Genomic DNA, 16453 nt, shown 5'->3' with positions numbered 1-16453 from the left:
AAAACAAAACTGTTTACCTGGTCCGCTAGCATAAAAAGCCAAGTGTGAAGTGATCGTGAAGTGCAGGCGCAGGATCTAAAACAAAAGCCGCCCGATTATTTCGCAGGTAAAAACTGCTGCCATTGCTGTAACAGATGGACCAGATCTTCCAGACCACATTCAGCCGTTAAACTGGCATCATCAGTGCTCAGACCATCTTCTAACTCAGCGTCAGCCTGCATCGGCACACCGACGCTGTGATGACAGACCAACACTTCCTGCCGTTCTACTTTCAACCAGTACTCACGACCAGCAAACTGGTAGTCACTATAAGGGCCTAACGCCAATAAAGCCTCTAATAATGGCTGGTATGCGCTGGCGCGACGTTCAAATTCGTCGAGTAAAAAACGTTGCAGTGCATGCTGCTCCATTGGTAACTGTAATTGATAAGTCCGGCTGTCCGGCAAGTAGATAAAATCAAATTCCATCAGGCTTGGTTTCCTTAAGTCCGCAGCAGTATTTGGCAGCAGCTGTATGAGACGACCACTGACAGAGTGTGGTCACCGCTAAAATGACAAAGGCCCGCAAGCGGGCCTTGATACGAACGCTATCAACCGGCTTTAGACTGCCTGTTGCACAATCACATTCGACGCCACTTGGGTGTATTGTGGCATCTGATGGAAATTCAGGTAGCGGTAAGTATCCGCTGCCGTAGTTTCAATCTGCTTGGCGTATTCCAGATATTCCGCGACTGTCGGTAGACGACCGGTGATAGAAGCAACTGCCGCTAATTCAGCCGAAGCCAGATAGACGTTAGCGCCTTGACCTAACCGGTTCGGGAAGTTACGGGTTGAGGTCGAAACAACAGTCGTATTGTCACCAACACGGGCTTGGTTACCCATACAGAGTGAACAACCCGGGATCTCAATCCGGGCACCAACCCGACCGTAAATACCGTAATAACCTTCTTCAGTCAGTTGGTCTTTATCCATTTTGGTGGGTGGCGCAATCCACAACCGTGTTGGGATCTGACCTTTGAACTTGTCTAACAGTTTACCGGCGGCACGGAAGTGACCGATATTGGTCATACAAGAACCGATAAAGACTTCATCTATCTTATCGCCCTGCACTGAAGACAACAGACGGGCATCATCCGGGTCATTTGGTGCACACAGAATTGGCTCTTTGATGTCTGCCAGATCGATTTCGATCACAGCTGCATACTCAGCATCACCGTCTGCACGTTCCAGCTTCGGATTAGCCAGCCAGGCTTCCATCGCGTTGATGCGGCGTTCGATAGTGCGGCGGTCACCGTAACCTTCGGCAATCATCCATTTGAGCATCACGATGTTCGATTGCAGGTATTCAGCCACTGAAGCTTCAGACAGCGTGATAGTACAGCCAGCTGCAGAACGCTCAGCAGATGCATCTGACAATTCAAAGGCTTGTTCTGCAGTTAATTGTTCCAGACCTTCGATCTCCAGCACGCGACCAGAGAAAATATTGACCTTGCCTTTTTTCTCGACCGTCAACAAACCTTGCTGAATGGCGTAATAAGGGATGGCATGCACCAAATCACGTAATGTGATCCCTGGTTGCATTTCACCTTTAAAACGCACCAGCACAGATTCAGGCATATCCAGCGGCATCACGCCCGTGGCAGCAGCAAAGGCAACTAAACCAGAACCGGCCGGGAAAGAAATACCCAGCGGGAAACGGGTGTGCGAGTCACCACCAGTACCCACTGTGTCTGGCAGCAGCATGCGGTTTAACCAGCTGTGGATCACACCATCACCCGGACGCAGCGAAATACCGCCACGGTTCATAATGAAATCTGGCAGCGTGTGGTGTGTGTTGACGTCCACTGGCTTCGGATAAGCAGCCGTGTGACAGAATGACTGCATCACCAGATCAGCGGAGAAACCTAAACAAGCGAGGTCTTTCAGCTCGTCACGCGTCATCGGGCCTGTGGTATCTTGTGAACCGACAGTCGTCATTTTGGGTTCACAGTATTGGCCTGGACGGATCCCTTTCACGCCACAGGCTTTACCGACCAGCTTTTGGGCCAGGGTAAAGCCTTTGTTGGTGACTTCAGTCACGGCTGGGCGCTGGAATACCGTTGAATGTGGCAGACCCATAGCTTCGCGCGCTTTGTCCGTTAAACCACGACCGATAATCAATGGAATACGGCCACCGGCACGCACTTCATCTAACAGCACGTTTGAACGCAGTTCAAAAGTAGAAATCACTTCATCAGTGCCATGACGTTTCACTACGCCCTGATGTGGGAAAATGTCGATGACATCACCCATCGCCATTTTATTCACATCCAGTTCGATCGGCAATGAACCGGAATCTTCCATGGTGTTGAAAAAAATGGGTGCAATTTTACCACCTAAACAGACACCACCAGTGCGCTTGTTTGGCACGAATGGCATGTCGTCACCCATAAACCACAACACTGAGTTAGTGGCTGATTTACGGCTTGAACCAGTACCCACCACATCACCAACGTAAGCCAGTGGGAAACCTTTGGCGATCAGTGCCTCAATTTGCTTGACCGGGCCTTTAGAGCCAGCTGCATCCGGCTCGATGCCATCACGGACGTTTTTCAGCATGGCTAAAGCATGCAGTGGAATATCCGGACGTGACCAGGCATCAGGTGCTGGGGATAAGTCATCGGTATTGGTTTCGCCTGTGACTTTAAACACGGTCACAGTGATTTTTTCCGGGATTGCTGGTTTGCTGGTGAACCATTCAGCATCGGCCCAGCTTTGCATCACCACTTGAGCGTGCGCATTGCCAGCATCGGCTTTTTCTTTCACATCATGGAAAGAATCAAACATCAGCAAGGTGTGAGACAAACCTTTGGCGGCTAACGCACCTAAGGTTGGGCTGTCCAGCAAATCAATCATTGGCTGAATATTGTAACCGCCAAACATAGTGCCGAGCAGTTCAGTGGCGCGCTCTGGCGTCACTAACGGGCTGACAACTTCGCTTTTGGCAACTGCGGTTAAAAAACCAGCTTTAACATAAGCGGCTTCGTCAACGCCTGGTGGAATACGGTTTTCTAACAAATCAACCAGAAAAGCTGCTTCGCCTTGCGGTGGATTTTTTAATAATTCGGTTAATGACGCTACTTGTTGAGCGTTTAACGGCAGCGGAGGAATGCCCTGGGCGGCACGTTCGGCCACATGTTCACGGTATTGTTGTAGCACAGTAATGTCCTCTGGTTGGTCCACTGCAACCTGTATTACAGCGGTTATCAGTCAAATCTAAACAGGCTGGATTATAAGAAAAAAACGCCTGAATTGACATGCCAGTATAAGCAGCCGGGCTTATACTGGGTATAAGTTTGCTGAATGATAGCAGCGTTTAAAACGCAGAATGATAATAATTATTGATTTGACGACATTTTTATCGCGAAGTTCAACACGAACAGACTTGGCTTTGAGTGCAAAATAACCATCACTGTCAGGTGCTGAGGCTGATACGCCTGACTTGAACCACGCAAGCTAACGCCCTAAAAAGCAGAGCCGCATCTTGCGGCCCTGTGAAGTTAACTTTTTTTCAGCAGTAAACTGTCATTACCAGATTTTGACCCGTTTCTCTGGTGCAATATACATTTTATCGCCTTCTTTCACGCCAAAGGCGCTGTAGAACTCCGGAATGTTCGACACAATACCAATCACCCGGTATTGACCCGGTGAATGTGGATCTGTCATCAACTGGTTGCGTGCGGCTTCATCACGCATTTTGATTTTCCAGGCCTGTGACCAGCTCAGGAAGAAGCGTTGTTCCCCGGTAAAACCATCGAGCACCGGCGCCTCTTTGCCAGCCAATGACAGTTTATAAGCACGCAGTGCCACCGTCAGACCACCCAAATCACCGATGTTTTCGCCCAGCGTCAACTCACCATTCACCTTAAGGCCTGGCAGCGGTTCATATTGGTTGTACTGTTCAACCAGTTGTTTACCCCGTTTTTCAAACTCGACTTTATCGGTATCTGTCCACCAGTTGCGCAGATTACCGTCACCATCAAACTTCGCGCCTTGATCATCAAAACCATGGCCTAATTCATGGCCAATCACCGCACCAATGCCACCATAGTTCACGGCGTCATCCGCATCAATGTGGAAGAACGGTGGTTGCAGAATAGCGGCCGGGAACACGATTTCATTGTTAACCGGGTTGTAATAAGCATTCACTGTTTGCGGCGTCATAAACCACTCAGAACGGTCGATTGGCTTACCTAACTTATTGATCATCTGCTGATAACCAAAACGTGAGGCCGCCCGGTAGTTACCGACCAGATCATCCGCACTGATAGTCAGCGCCGAATAATCTTTCCACTTATCCGGATAACCAATTTTTGGTGTGAATTTATTTAGTTTTTCATGGGCAGCTTTTTTCGTTTCTGGCGTCATCCATTCCAGCGTATCAATACTCTGGTGATAGGCTTCAATCAGGTTTTTCACCAACACTTCCATCCGCGCTTTAGCTTCTGGTTTAAAGTGTTCGGCGACATAAAGTTTACCCAGAATTTCACCTAACACTGAGTCAGACGCATCGACGGCTTTTTTCCAGCGTGGTTGCTGTTCAGTGGTACCGGATAAAGTTTTGCCATACATTTCGAAGTGACGATCGACAAAATTTTTGCTCAATTGCTCAGAAAAAGAAGACAGCAGGCGGATGGATAAATAATCTTTCCAGCTTTGTAAGTCGGTGGCGGTAAATAACTCACCAAAAGCTTTGAAGTAACTTGGCTGCTCAACGATAAAATCATTGACCTGGTCGAGCTGCATCGTGCTGGCGTACTGTGGCCATGGGAAGCCGCTTAACAACGTGGCTAACTCGGCTTTGCTGACTTTGTTATAGGTTTTATCGGCATCGCGATTTTCTACCCGTGTCCAGTGTTGTTTGGCGATGCTGGTTTCTAGCGCCAGCACCCGGTCTGCCGCTTTTTCAGCGTCAGCAACACCGGCCATTGCCAGCATATCTTTGATATAACTCAGATAAGCAGCACGAATGGCCACAGATTTTTCATCATCTTTTAAATAATAATCCCGATCCGGCAAACCTAAACCGCTTTGCCCCAGGTACACAGCATACTGGCTGGAATTTTTCGCGTCGTTATTCACATACCAGGACAGCGGCGTACTGATACCGTCTTGTTGTAACTGCGCCAGCAGTGTGGTGACTTCGTTGTGATCTTTCAGCGCCGTGATTTTAGCTAAATCCGCCGCCAGTGGCTGCACGCCCAATGCTTCAATGGCAGTTTCATTCATGTAACTCTGGTAAAAGTCTCCCAGCTTCTGTTCATCAGAACCAGCAGCTTTGTCTTTTTTGGCTGCGGTGGTTTCAATAATAGTGCGAAGCGCCAACTGCGAGTCATCGTATAATTTGTGGAATGCACCATAACTGGCTTTGTCAGATGGGATCTGAGTTTCAGCCAGCCATTTGCCATTCACGCTGTAGAAAAAGTTTTCGCTGTGTTTGACAGCCGGATCAAAATTCTGGCTATCGATGCCTGATTTTAACGGTGCCGCAGCCACAGCTGGAGTCGTTGTTGCTGGTTCTGTAGTCGCTGGTACTTGCGGTGCTTTATCACAGGCAACTAAACCCAGCGCTAAAGCAACACTGGCAGCCAATAGGGTAACTTTTTTCATTGTTATAGGTTCCGTAACAGGAGGGATGGTCAAACTGTTTGGCTATAGTAGCGCTTCCAACTGGCGAGGGGCAATGTACGAAGGCGGGAAGTTGTAACAGGATGCAACAAAAAAGTAGCCAGCTGCTGCAGCATTAACATTATTGGGAACAAGTGTTGGCCGCCGGAGCGTTTTGGCACTGCCAGCTTGGCTGGCTGGTCTTGGCAAGATTTTTACAGGGATGTAAAAACACAAAACCCGGCACCAGGCCGGGTTTTGAACAGTAAAAACGAATTAACGTTTTGAGTACTGTGGACGTTTACGGGCTTTATGCAGACCGACTTTCTTACGTTCAACTTTACGCGCATCACGGGTAACGAAACCGGCTTTACGCAGGGCTGGACGCAGAGTTTCGTCGAACTCCATCAGTGCACGGGTGATACCGTGACGGATAGCACCGGCTTGACCAGAAATACCACCACCTTTCACAGTGATGTACATGTCAAACTTGCCAACCATTTCAACTAACTCTAATGGTTGCATCACAACCATACGAGCAGTTTCACGACCGAAGTATTCAGTGATAGAACGTTGGTTGATAACAATGTTACCAGCGCCCGCTTTCAGGAATACACGTGCTGTAGAGGTCTTACGACGACCAGTACCGTAATATTGATTCTGTGCCATATCGATATGCTCCGCTTAGATGTCTAAAACTTGTGGTTGCTGGGCAGCGTGCTGATGCTCGGCGCCTGCATACACTTTCAACTTACGGAACATAGCGCGACCCAGTGGACCTTTTGGCAGCATGCCTTTGATCGCAGTCTCCAGTACCATCTCAGGTTTCTTTTCCAGCAGCTTCTCGAAAGTGATTTCTTTGATGCCACCTGGGAAACCAGAGTGAGAGTAGTACTTTTTGTTTTTCGCTTTGTTACCAGTTACAGTCACTTTGTCAGCGTTAACTACGATGATGTAGTCGCCGGTGTCAACGTGTGGCGTGTATTCTGGCTTGTGCTTTCCGCGTAAACGAAGAGCGATTTCAGTTGCGATACGACCCAGGGTTTTACCTGCGGCGTCAACAACGAACCAGTCACGTGTTACGCTTTCTGGTTTAGCAGTAAAAGTTTTCATCAAACTATCCAAAAAAATTATCAGTTACACCTCACATAATCTTCGGGCAAAGATTATGTCGTTTATCGTACCCCTTCGAGTACATCAAACTGCCAGGCTACGGCAGATTCAGGCTGTAACGTGGGCCGGCCGCGGATTATATAGCAAGCACTGCTAAAAAACAGCAGTTTTGCAAAAAAAATCACCAATTAAGCGGACCGGACCGCGTTCAGGGCAAATGGGCCAGCGCCAGATAATCCTGCGATTGCATCTCCTGCAACCGGCTCAGACAACGCTTAAACTCAAAAGCTAAAATCCCTTGACTATAAAGCTGTTCCATCGGCACTGCCGCCGAGATAATCAGCTTTACTTTGCGTTCATAAAATTCATCCACCAGCGCGATAAAACGCCGAGCGACATCATCAGTGCCCTGCCCCATTTGCTGCACATTGGCCAGCAGCACAGTGTGATAAATTTTACTCAGTTCCATATAGTCATATTGACTGCGCGCCGATTCACACAACTCAGCGAATTCAAACCAAACGATGCCTTCAGCTTCATAACAAGTGGTCAGTGGCCGGTGGGCTATTTCAATCACAGCATCGGCATGGCGCGGTTCCTGTGATAACGCCTGGAAATAACTGAGTAAATTACTGCTGGCAACAGCATCCAGCGGGGCATGATAAATTTCTGCCTGGGTTAAAGTACGCAAGCGGTAATCGATACCACTGTCGACATTCACGATCTGAGTATGCTGTTTAATCAGCGCGATGGCTGGTAAAAACCGCGCCCGCTGCAGTCCATTTTTATATAAACCATCAGGCTCTATGTTGGAAGTCGCGACCAGCGTGATACCACGGGCGAACAACGCCTGCATCAGCGTGCCAAGGATCATGGCATCCGTGATATCAGAGACAAAAAACTCATCAAAACAGATGATATCGGTTTGTTGTTTAAAATGGTCCGCCACCAGCTCCAGCGGATCGCTCTGACCAGACAAGGCCGTCAGCTCGGTGTGGACTTTGTGCATAAAACGGTGAAAATGGACCCGCAACTTACGTTCTGTTGGCAAACACTCAAAAAATGTATCCACCAGATAAGTTTTACCACGGCCAACCCCGCCCCAGAAATACAAGCCCTGCAGCGGTGCCTGGGCTGGTTTTTTGCCACGCAGTTTCTGCCACCAACTCTGCTGCTGGGGCCTTTGCTGACAAAAGTCGTCATACAATCTTTGCAGATGCTCTACAGCATTTTGCTGAGCGGCATCAAACTGAAAATCTGGACGTTGAAGATCGAGCTGATATTTTTGCAGCGGAGTCGTCATGGCTGGAAATCTGATCTGGCATGCTGGAGTGATAATTAGCTGGTATAGTAACACGGCTTACCACTCTGTTTAAGAAGTTAGGTTACACTAGAAAGGATTTACAGCAGTTTCAGGAGTTGTTATGAGTTTATCTATCGCCATTCTGTGGTTAATTGGTGGCATTGTGATTGGTGCCGCCGCCGCCCGTTTTTATAGCCTGCGCCAGTTTAACCAGCATAAATTACAGGTTGAACTGGATGAAAGTCGTCAGCAGTTACAAAAATATCGCTCTGACGTCTCCAGCCACCTGGAAACTACCCATCAACTGATGACTCAGTTGCAGGACAATTACGAAAAAATTGCCCGCCATATGGCCAGAACCAAGATGCAGCTGATCGAACGGCCTACCTTCAGCGAAGAGCAGGGTTTTAGCTACTTATCTGCCGATACCGCCGAACAATTACGGATGTCGATTGACAAAATTGACGAAAAACGGCGGAAAAAAGTTGAACCAGCCGCCGAACAACCGCTTGATTATGCAGGCCATTCCAGCGGTCTGATGAAGACCTTTCCAACAGAAAAATCTGTCGGCAACTGAAACTTTTTTGCATTATCATAGTCTCTATAGCCATCGTTCCTATGGAGACTATGCTGTAATGAAAATGAAGTTATCTGTGTTGACCGCCAGTGTTCTGGCCGCCTTCTTATTCAGTCACACCCTCCCAGCCAGTGCCAAAATCCCATTTTTCGGTGCAGAAGCCGGCCAAGAAATGCCGAGTCTGGCACCTATGCTGGAAAAAGTGACCCCTGCTGTGGTGAATATCAATGTCGCCGGTAACCGGGAAGTCCGGCAGCGGCTGCCTGATGCCTTTCAACAATTTTTTGGTCAGGGTGAATTACGCCAGGCCCAGCCGTTCCGGGGTTTAGGTTCGGGGGTCATTATTGATGCGAAAAAAGGTTATGTCGTGACCAACGCCCACGTGATTAATCAGGCGGACGAAATTCGGGTCACGCTGACCGATGGCCGCAGTTTTGATGCGAAAAAAATCGGCGAAGATCCGGACAGTGATATTGCTTTGCTGCAAATTCAGGCCGACGACTTAACCGAAATCAAGATTGCCGATTCGGACAGTCTGCGGGTCGGCGACTTTACCATTGCGATTGGCAACCCCTTTGGCCTGGGTCAAACCGTCACCTCAGGTATTGTCAGCGCGCTGGGCCGCGGTGGCCTGAACATTGAAAAATATGAAGATTTTATTCAAACCGATGCCGCAATTAACTCGGGGAACTCGGGTGGAGCCCTGGTGAATCTGCGCGGCGAACTGATTGGCATTAACACCGCCATCATTGGCCCAGCCGGCGGTAACGTGGGTATCGGTTTTGCCATTCCATCCACAATGATGAAAAACCTGGTCGGGCAACTGGCCGAATTTGGTAAGGTCAAACGTGGTGTGCTGGGTATTAGTGGCAACGATATGACGCAGGAAGTGGCAAAAGCCATGGGTGTTAAATCGAATAAAGGCGTGTTTGTTGGTCAGGTCACGCCAAATAGCGGTGCTGATAAAGCCGGCATCCGCTCTGGCGATATGATTGTCAGCTTAAATGGTAAAGCTATTCAGTCGATGTCGGAGCTACGGGCCAAAGTGGGCACGCTTGGGGTGGGTAAATCCGTCAAACTCGGCATTTTGCGCGAAGATAAAAAACTTGAACTCGAGGTCAAGCTCACTGAAGGCGAACAGGTCAATGCTGCGGCTGCGGAAATGCATCAGATGCTGGCCGGTGCCGAGTTCAGTAATGGCAAAACCGAAGATGGCACACCAGGTGTGGTACTGACTGCAGTGGCCGATCGCTCTCCGGCGGCACAGTTAGGGCTGCAAAAGAACGATGTGATTATTGGCATCGGTCGCACCAAGGTAAACACTATTGCACAGCTGCAGGAGATTCTGAGCAAAGCACAGGGCGTAGTGGCACTGCAGGTGCAGCGCGATAATAATGTCTATTATGTGTTGATCCGCTAACAGGCTGGCAGCGAACATCAAGCCCCGCAACTGATTGGTGGCGGGGCTTTTTGTTGGTTGCAGTTTCACCAGACGCGAACTGATTTACGCTACATCTTCAGCTGTTTAAATGCTATGCTGCCTGAACTTTGGCTTGCATTGAATTATCCAAATTGGCTACACATCTCATCTTTTTGCTTAAAAGCATTGCCTACGGCCTGGCAGCTGCATTGGTATGGCTGTTATTCTTTCAGCAAAACAGCCAGTTGAACCTGCGCGATTTATTCAGAACGCAGGACAATATGCCAGCCGCAATTTCCTATGCCAAAGCCGTGCGCGCAGCAGCACCGGCGGTGGTCAATGTCTATACCGTCACCACCCAGCAAGATCCGCGTTCTTATCAACGTCGCATCATCCGTAATGAATCCTTGGGTTCAGGTGTTATTATGCGTGCTGACGGTTACATTTTAACCAACTACCATGTTGTGAATGGCGCGGACCAAATTGTGGTGGCGCTGCAGGATGGCCGCCAGTTGGAAGCTATGCTGATTGGACAAGATCGGATGACGGACTTGGCAGTGCTTTATGTGGCCGCTGAAAATTTACCGGTGATCCCGCAGCAGGCCGAAATTGAGCCGCAAGTTGGTGATTTGGTGCTGGCGATCGGAAATCCACTGAATTTAGGTCAGTCCATCACCCAAGGCATCATCAGCGCAACTGGCCGGGCCGGGTTAAGCACCAACAACTATACCGACTTTATGCAGATGGATGCGGCTATTAATGCTGGTAATTCCGGCGGCGCTTTGGTCAACAGCAATGGCATTCTGGTCGGGATTAATACCGCTGCTTTTCAGCGCCAGCGCAATCTGGAAGTACAAGGCATCTTTTTTGCCGTACCATACCGGCTGGCGCATACCGTGATGGAAAAACTGATTAAACATGGCCGGGTGGTTCGTGGTCATCTCGGGTTGAGCGGTGAGCCGGTGATAAACTCTGCCGGCGAACGGCAAGTATCTACCGGTCAGCATTTTTATGGCATGAAAATCACCGATGTTGACAGCTTTGGACCGGCCGCGATGTCGGGCTTGCTGGCTGATGATATTTTGTTGGAAATCAAAGGGGTGGCGCTGAGCAGTGTCAGCCAGGCACTGGATATAGTGGCAGAAGCCGAACCTGATAAAGCAGTGCCGATCCTGATTGAACGCCGAGGTGAACGCATGACCATCAATACCCGCATTGGTACCAGATTGGATACCGAATAAAAAAGCCGGAGTGCATCACTGTGCTCCGGCTCAGAACTCTTTCGCTATTGCTCTTTTACAGCTCAAACAGCAGCATTAATCCGCTCGATGCGTGCACCTAAGGCCCGCAATTTGTGTTCAATTTGCTCGTAGCCGCGATCGATATGGTAAATCCGGTCAACGATGGTATCACCGCTGGCGACTAAACCTGCAATCACTAAACTGGCAGAAGCACGTAAATCAGTCGCCATCACCTGAGCTGCTGTGAGCTGAGTGCTGTGCTGACAAACCGCGGTATTGCCTTCTAACTGAATTTGCGCCCCCATCCGTTGTAATTCCGGTACATGCATAAAACGATTTTCGAAAATCGTTTCTGTCACCATACCAACCCCTTCAGCCAACACGTTCAGCACCGTAAACTGGGCTTGCATGTCCGTCGGGAAACCAGGATGTGGCGTTGTTTTGACATTCACCGACTTTAACTGCCGGCCTGTCATATTTAACCGGATCCAATCGTCACCGGTCGTGACATCAGCACCGGCTTCGCGCAACTTTTCCAGCACCACTTCCAGCTCGGCAGGATCGGTATTACGGCAAGTGACATCACCACCTGTGACTGCAGCTGCAACCAGGAAAGTACCGGTTTCAATCCGATCCGGTAACACCCGATGCGCCGCACCTGTCAGTTTTGCCACCCCTTCCACCCGGATAGTCGCACTGCCAGCACCGGAGATCTGAGCACCCATGGCGGTCAGATATTTGGCTAAATCCACCACTTCAGGTTCACGGGCGGCATTTTCGATAATGGTGACACCATCGGCCAATACCGCCGCCATCAGCAGGTTCTCGGTGCCAGTGACACTAACCATATCCATCACCAGATGCGCGCCTTTCAGCCGCTCCGCTTTGGCTTTGATATAACCGTTTTCAACACTGATCTGCGCGCCCATTTTCCGCAGGCCATCAATATGCAGGTTGACCGGCCGTGCCCCAATAGCGCAACCGCCTGGTAACGACACTTCGGCATGACCAAACCGCGCCAATAATGGCCCTAATGCCAGAATAGAAGCTCGCATGGTGCGCACTAGTTCATAAGGTGCCATTTGGCTGTGAATATGGCTGGCATCAACCGCAACCTGATCACCGTCACGTTGCACTTCGGCACCAAACATACTCAGCAGTTTAAACGTGGTATCAATATCGCGCAGCTGCGGTACATTGCTGATCACAGAAGGTTGTTCGGCCAATAAAGTGGCAAACAGAATAGGCAGCGCTGCATTTTTAGCGCCGGAAATAGTTACGTCGCCGGTTAAGGTGGCGCCGCCTGAAACTAAAAATTGTTGCATGAATGCTTATACCGGTGGAGGGTTCAGAAGTTTTTCACGCCGCCATTGCGTTGGCGTAAAAGCTTTTATCGAAAGTGCATGGATAGAACCATCGGCAATTTCAGCCATTAAAGGTGCGTACACCATTTGTTGCTGTTTGACCCGGCTCAGCCCTTCAAAGCACTCACCTACAGCAATCACTGCGTAATGACTGCCATCAGCAGTCACATAGGCTTCAGCCAGTTGCAACTGCTCAATTAAACGTTGTTCGATTTGTTTACAATCCATCAGGCTACCTACAGTTCAGAAACACTATGGCGATTGCCCCCGACAGATCCAGGGGTGATGCAGCGCTTAACATCAACCACTGTTTGCCGATACAGCAACAGCGGCTGGCATCCTTGCTCTGCCTAAACAGAGGATAGCAGCAACCGCTGCAATGCCAGGCCGGCGATTATAGCCTGAGTTGCAGCGGATTTCAGCTAACGAACAGGTAAAAGTGGTAATACATCGCTGACAGTCGCCAGTGATTGCAATTGTTGCGGCATATTCAGCAATGAAACCTTGATACCGCGTTGGTTCGCCTGCGCCAATTGTTGCAGCAACCAGGCCAGACCTGCAGTATCCACATGCTGCAAACCAGCCAAATCAAATTCAGCCACTGCTGGCAGTTTCTCCAGTAACTTAAACGGCCAGTGTGCAACGACGGTATGACAATCCAGTTCGCCGCTAAAGTTCAGCTGATGACCTGTCAGGTTAATCTCAAGCATTAGGTTTTTTCTCTGGTGCTTTAATCGGCGCTTTGGCTTTTTCTTCCAGCAAGGCCGCTACGCTGACCAGACCCTGTTGCCGTAACAAACTGCTCAGCTCAGAACGCTTGCTGTCCAATAACGAAATACCTTCCGCCACCATGTCATACACCAGCCAGTTTTCGGCATTTTTGCCACGGCGCAGTTTAAACTCAATTTTGATATCAGGTTTACCCGGATCTATCACTCGAGTTTTAATGGTGATAATTTTGCGTTTATCATCAATCGGTTGACCAGGTTCAATAATAACTTTCTGGTCACGATACTGGGTAAAGACTCCCGCATAAGTGCCGACCATGTAATTCTGAAACGCAGAGACAAAGGTATTAAAATCTTCTTTTGGCACTGTGTTGAGCTTCACGCTCTGACCAATCACATAACCTGCAGCGTACCGGCTATCGATATAAGGCACCAGTTCATCGGTGACAATAGTCCGCAGAATCTCCGGGTTTTTCTTAATTTCAGCTTGTTCTCTGGCAATACGCTGAAAAGTTTGATCCGCCAGCACTTCCATCATTTTGTATGGATCGCTGTAAGTTGGCACTGGTTTGGTTTGCGCCTGGCTGACCAGACTGGCAGTACCGAGCAGCAAGGCTGCCGCCATTTTAAACAAAGATTTCATTATTGATTCCCACGATTAAATAAGAACTGACCGATCAGCTCTTCCAGTACGATGGCAGATTTAGTGTCTTCGATATGGTCACCATCTGCCAGAATTTCTACGCTTTCATCGACAAAACCTGGTTGTAAGCCGATATATTGCTCCCCCAGTAAACCTGACGTCAGGATCGCCAAAGAACTGGTTTCAGGGAAATTACTGTAATTACTACTAATTTCCAGCGTTACCACAGGTTGAAATTGCGCCGGATCCAGTTGAATGCTGGCCACACGACCCACCACAACACCACCGACTTTGACCGGCGAACGCGGCTTCAACCCCCCAATATTGTCAAACTTGGCGTACAGTTTATAACTCTGGTCCGAACCTGTGACACCAGTATTGGCAACTTTCAGTGCCAGTAACATCAGGGCAGCAATTGCAATTACAACAAAAGCGCCAACAAAAATTTCTAATTTACGTGTGGTCATTTTTTATCCGCCAAACATCACAGCTGTTAATACAAAATCAAAACCCAGCACCGCCAGTGAAGCTGTCACCACCGTCTGAGTTGTTGCCCGGCTGATCCCTTCCGAAGTCGGAACCGCGTCATATCCTTTGTGTAAGGCAATCACTGTCACCACAATGGCAAACACAATACTTTTAATCACCCCATTGTAAACATCCTGCTGCAGATCGACATTAGCCTGCATCGCCGACCAGTAACCACCCGCATCAACGCCCAACCAGTCAACCCCGACCAGATGGCCACCCAGGATCCCGACTGCGGTGAAAATAATCGCCAGCATCGGCATACAAACAATACCGGCCCATAATCTTGGCGCGATAATACGACGCAACGGATCAACCGCCATCATTTCCATGCCGGATAATTGTTCTGTCGCTTTCATCAGACCAATTTCTGCCGTCAGCGCACTACCAGCGCGGCCGGCAAATAACAATGCCGTCACGACAGGACCAAGCTCGCGTAACAAACTCAATGCCACCAATGGGCCTAACATTTGTTCAGCGCCGAACTTCGACAGTACGGTATAACCTTGCAGGGCCAGCACCATGCCGATAAATAAACCTGACACCAGAATGATCAGCAGCGATTGCACACCAACCACATAAAACTGCTTTATATACAATGGCCAGGCTTTGACAAAACGCGGTCTGCCCCACAAAGCACCGAGCAACATCAGGGTGGCGCGGCCAAAACCCTGCACTGTTGCCAGCGTCGATGCGCCAATTTGTTGTAACTTATCGAGCATTAGCTGTTTATCTCCATTAATTCGGTCGCATAGTCGGCGGCTTTGAAATGGAAAGGCACAGGTCCGTCCGCCAGCCCTTGCAGGAATTGCTGCACCAGTGGCGATTCATGTTGCCGTAATTGCTCCGGCGTACCATGACCTATTACCCGCCGCTCGGCCACGACATAGACATAATCGGCAATACTCATCACTTCGTTGACATCGTGAGAGACCACAATAGAAGTCAGCCCAAGCGCATCATTCAATGATCGGATCAACCGGACTATCACGCCCATTGAAATCGGGTCCTGACCGGCAAAAGGTTCATCATACATAATCAGTTGCGGATCCAGGGCAATAGCACGTGCCAAAGCCGCTCGTCGCGCCATACCACCGGATAATTCGGCAGGCATCAGATCACGGGCACCACGCAACCCCACAGCTTCCAGCTTCATCAATACCATCATCCGGATAATTTGTTCCGGCAATTTGGTGTGCTCGCGGATCGGGAAAGCGACGTTATCAAACACCGACATGTCACTGAACAGCGCCCCACTTTGGAACAGCATGCTCATTTTTTTTCGCGCCTGATACAAAGTCCTACGCGGCAGCGTCGGGATATCCTGACCATCAAACCAGATGTGACCCTGATCAGGTTTGAGCTGGCCACCAATCAGCCGTAATAAAGTAGTCTTGCCGATACCGCTCGGCCCCATAATGGCCGTCACTTTACCGCGCATAAACTGCATGCTCATATCATCATAAATGACACGCTCACCGCGGCGGAAAGTCAGATTGCGGATATCAACCAGTGGCGTTGCCACGTCCTGTTTCTTCATAAGTTAAAACTCATTCCCATCATTGGTGCAGAACCGCTGATCCATTCGGCGACCCGGCAAAACGCCGCGCAATATAATGACGATAGTGGCGGGATGCAACACTGACGTTTATTTGTGCTGTGCATTTTACCCGCAAAAGCTGTCACTATAGGTAGAAAAAATTGTAATAATCATTTGCTGTCATCGAAAGGTCAGCAATGACAGAGGTTTTTTTTGCAATTCCCTGACAGAAACAGGAAAATAGCTCTCAATTGTGTTTTATCCCTGACCATCAGGGCTAGCGTCTGGGTGTTGGACCGCAGACCCGCCGCCACCAGCCATCACTACTGCGCTGCATGTGATTGCATTGAC

At 49.3% G+C, this 16453-nt stretch carries 16 protein-coding genes; 3 read left to right on the top strand and 13 right to left on the bottom strand.

Translation table 11 applies throughout. The features are described from left to right. Positions 1 to 95: 95 nt before the first annotated feature. The 6 genes from AC53GJ_RS02705 to zapE all read right to left on the bottom strand — a co-directional run bounded on the left by AC53GJ_RS02705 (position 96) and on the right by zapE (position 8061). Positions 96 to 467 (bottom strand): YacL family protein, encoded by a 372-nt coding sequence (locus AC53GJ_RS02705; RefSeq protein ID WP_496730996.1) that lies wholly within the window; start codon positions 465 to 467, stop codon positions 96 to 98. Positions 468 to 599: 132 nt separating this feature from the next. Continuing rightward, entirely contained in the window at positions 600 to 3197 is a 2598-nt protein-coding gene (acnB, locus tag AC53GJ_RS02700) for a bifunctional aconitate hydratase 2/2-methylisocitrate dehydratase (protein WP_496732755.1), read from the bottom strand. Between the two features lie 369 nt (positions 3198 to 3566). After that, positions 3567 to 5648, bottom strand: coding sequence for a M13 family metallopeptidase (locus AC53GJ_RS02695; protein WP_496730995.1), 2082 nt, complete (start codon positions 5646 to 5648; stop codon positions 3567 to 3569). 273 nt (positions 5649 to 5921) lie between these two features. After that, on the bottom strand, positions 5922 to 6314 hold the full coding sequence (rpsI, locus tag AC53GJ_RS02690) for a 30S ribosomal protein S9 (protein ID WP_496730993.1): 393 nt from the start codon (positions 6312 to 6314) through the stop codon (positions 5922 to 5924). A gap of 15 nt (positions 6315 to 6329) precedes the next feature. Beyond that, positions 6330 to 6758 (bottom strand): 50S ribosomal protein L13, encoded by a 429-nt coding sequence (gene rplM / locus AC53GJ_RS02685; RefSeq protein WP_306519814.1) that lies wholly within the window; start codon positions 6756 to 6758, stop codon positions 6330 to 6332. A gap of 208 nt (positions 6759 to 6966) precedes the next feature. After that, positions 6967 to 8061, bottom strand: a complete 1095-nt coding sequence (zapE, locus tag AC53GJ_RS02680) for a cell division protein ZapE (protein WP_496730992.1) — start codon at positions 8059 to 8061, stop codon at positions 6967 to 6969. Positions 8062 to 8182: 121 nt separating this feature from the next. On the opposite strand from zapE, the gene AC53GJ_RS02675 reads away from it, so the two are divergent. From AC53GJ_RS02675 to AC53GJ_RS02665, 3 genes are all read left to right on the top strand, one after another. Then, a complete protein-coding gene (locus AC53GJ_RS02675) occupies positions 8183 to 8638 on the top strand; it encodes a Z-ring associated ZapG family protein (protein ID WP_496730991.1) in 456 nt (151 codons plus the stop codon). 58 nt (positions 8639 to 8696) lie between these two features. Then, positions 8697 to 10058 carry a Do family serine endopeptidase gene (locus AC53GJ_RS02670; RefSeq protein ID WP_496730990.1) on the top strand — a complete coding sequence of 454 codons (1362 nt, stop codon included), beginning with the start codon at positions 8697 to 8699 and terminating at the stop codon, positions 10056 to 10058. Positions 10059 to 10339: 281 nt separating this feature from the next. Further along, positions 10340 to 11299 carry a trypsin-like peptidase domain-containing protein gene (locus AC53GJ_RS02665; RefSeq protein WP_496730989.1) on the top strand — a complete coding sequence of 320 codons (960 nt, stop codon included), beginning with the start codon at positions 10340 to 10342 and terminating at the stop codon, positions 11297 to 11299. 62 nt (positions 11300 to 11361) lie between these two features. Here AC53GJ_RS02665 and murA read toward each other — a convergent pair whose 3' ends face one another. From murA to mlaF, 7 genes are all read right to left on the bottom strand, one after another. After that, the gene (gene murA / locus AC53GJ_RS02660) at positions 11362 to 12624 is read right to left on the bottom strand and encodes a UDP-N-acetylglucosamine 1-carboxyvinyltransferase (RefSeq protein ID WP_496730988.1); all 1263 of its coding nucleotides are present in this window, start codon (positions 12622 to 12624) and stop codon (positions 11362 to 11364) included. A gap of 6 nt (positions 12625 to 12630) precedes the next feature. Then, positions 12631 to 12891 carry a BolA family protein gene (locus AC53GJ_RS02655; protein ID WP_496730986.1) on the bottom strand — a complete coding sequence of 87 codons (261 nt, stop codon included), beginning with the start codon at positions 12889 to 12891 and terminating at the stop codon, positions 12631 to 12633. A 194-nt stretch (positions 12892 to 13085) separates the two neighbouring features. Beyond that, complete coding sequence (locus AC53GJ_RS02650) at positions 13086 to 13373, bottom strand: STAS domain-containing protein (protein WP_496730985.1); 288 nt, start codon at positions 13371 to 13373, stop codon at positions 13086 to 13088. After that, positions 13366 to 14034, bottom strand: coding sequence for an MlaC/ttg2D family ABC transporter substrate-binding protein (locus AC53GJ_RS02645; protein ID WP_496730984.1), 669 nt, complete (start codon positions 14032 to 14034; stop codon positions 13366 to 13368). Before AC53GJ_RS02645 ends, AC53GJ_RS02650 begins: the two co-directional genes overlap by 8 nt. After that, entirely contained in the window at positions 14034 to 14501 is a 468-nt protein-coding gene (gene mlaD, locus AC53GJ_RS02640) for an outer membrane lipid asymmetry maintenance protein MlaD (protein WP_496730983.1), read from the bottom strand. The genes AC53GJ_RS02645 and mlaD overlap by 1 nt, the downstream gene beginning before the upstream one ends. 3 nt (positions 14502 to 14504) lie before the next feature. Further along, the gene (gene mlaE, locus AC53GJ_RS02635) at positions 14505 to 15284 is read right to left on the bottom strand and encodes a lipid asymmetry maintenance ABC transporter permease subunit MlaE (RefSeq protein WP_496730982.1); all 780 of its coding nucleotides are present in this window, start codon (positions 15282 to 15284) and stop codon (positions 14505 to 14507) included. Continuing rightward, positions 15284 to 16102 (bottom strand): phospholipid ABC transporter ATP-binding protein MlaF, encoded by an 819-nt coding sequence (gene mlaF, locus AC53GJ_RS02630; RefSeq protein WP_496730981.1) that lies wholly within the window; start codon positions 16100 to 16102, stop codon positions 15284 to 15286. The genes mlaE and mlaF overlap by 1 nt, the downstream gene beginning before the upstream one ends. Positions 16103 to 16453: the final 351 nt, after the last annotated feature.

It is taken from the genome of Rheinheimera sp. B2H12 (assembly GCF_059620065.1).
This window is presented reverse-complemented; position numbering and strand designations above follow the sequence as displayed.

Coding starts and splice junctions, on each gene's coding strand:
- AC53GJ_RS02675 (WP_496730991.1), top strand. CDS start 8,183: ATGAGTTTATCTATCGCCATTCTGTGGTTAATTGGTGGCATTGTGATT.
- AC53GJ_RS02645 (WP_496730984.1), bottom strand. CDS start 14,034: ATGAAATCTTTGTTTAAAATGGCGGCAGCCTTGCTGCTCGGTACTGCC.
- AC53GJ_RS02655 (WP_496730986.1), bottom strand. CDS start 12,891: ATGGATTGTAAACAAATCGAACAACGTTTAATTGAGCAGTTGCAACTG.
- rplM (WP_306519814.1), bottom strand. CDS start 6,758: ATGAAAACTTTTACTGCTAAACCAGAAAGCGTAACACGTGACTGGTTC.
- rpsI (WP_496730993.1), bottom strand. CDS start 6,314: ATGGCACAGAATCAATATTACGGTACTGGTCGTCGTAAGACCTCTACA.
- mlaF (WP_496730981.1), bottom strand. CDS start 16,102: ATGAAGAAACAGGACGTGGCAACGCCACTGGTTGATATCCGCAATCTG.
- AC53GJ_RS02665 (WP_496730989.1), top strand. CDS start 10,340: ATGCCAGCCGCAATTTCCTATGCCAAAGCCGTGCGCGCAGCAGCACCG.
- mlaD (WP_496730983.1), bottom strand. CDS start 14,501: ATGACCACACGTAAATTAGAAATTTTTGTTGGCGCTTTTGTTGTAATT.
- mlaE (WP_496730982.1), bottom strand. CDS start 15,284: ATGCTCGATAAGTTACAACAAATTGGCGCATCGACGCTGGCAACAGTG.
- AC53GJ_RS02650 (WP_496730985.1), bottom strand. CDS start 13,373: ATGCTTGAGATTAACCTGACAGGTCATCAGCTGAACTTTAGCGGCGAA.
- murA (WP_496730988.1), bottom strand. CDS start 12,624: ATGCAACAATTTTTAGTTTCAGGCGGCGCCACCTTAACCGGCGACGTA.
- AC53GJ_RS02695 (WP_496730995.1), bottom strand. CDS start 5,648: ATGAAAAAAGTTACCCTATTGGCTGCCAGTGTTGCTTTAGCGCTGGGT.
- AC53GJ_RS02670 (WP_496730990.1), top strand. CDS start 8,697: ATGAAAATGAAGTTATCTGTGTTGACCGCCAGTGTTCTGGCCGCCTTC.
- AC53GJ_RS02705 (WP_496730996.1), bottom strand. CDS start 467: ATGGAATTTGATTTTATCTACTTGCCGGACAGCCGGACTTATCAATTA.
- zapE (WP_496730992.1), bottom strand. CDS start 8,061: ATGACGACTCCGCTGCAAAAATATCAGCTCGATCTTCAACGTCCAGAT.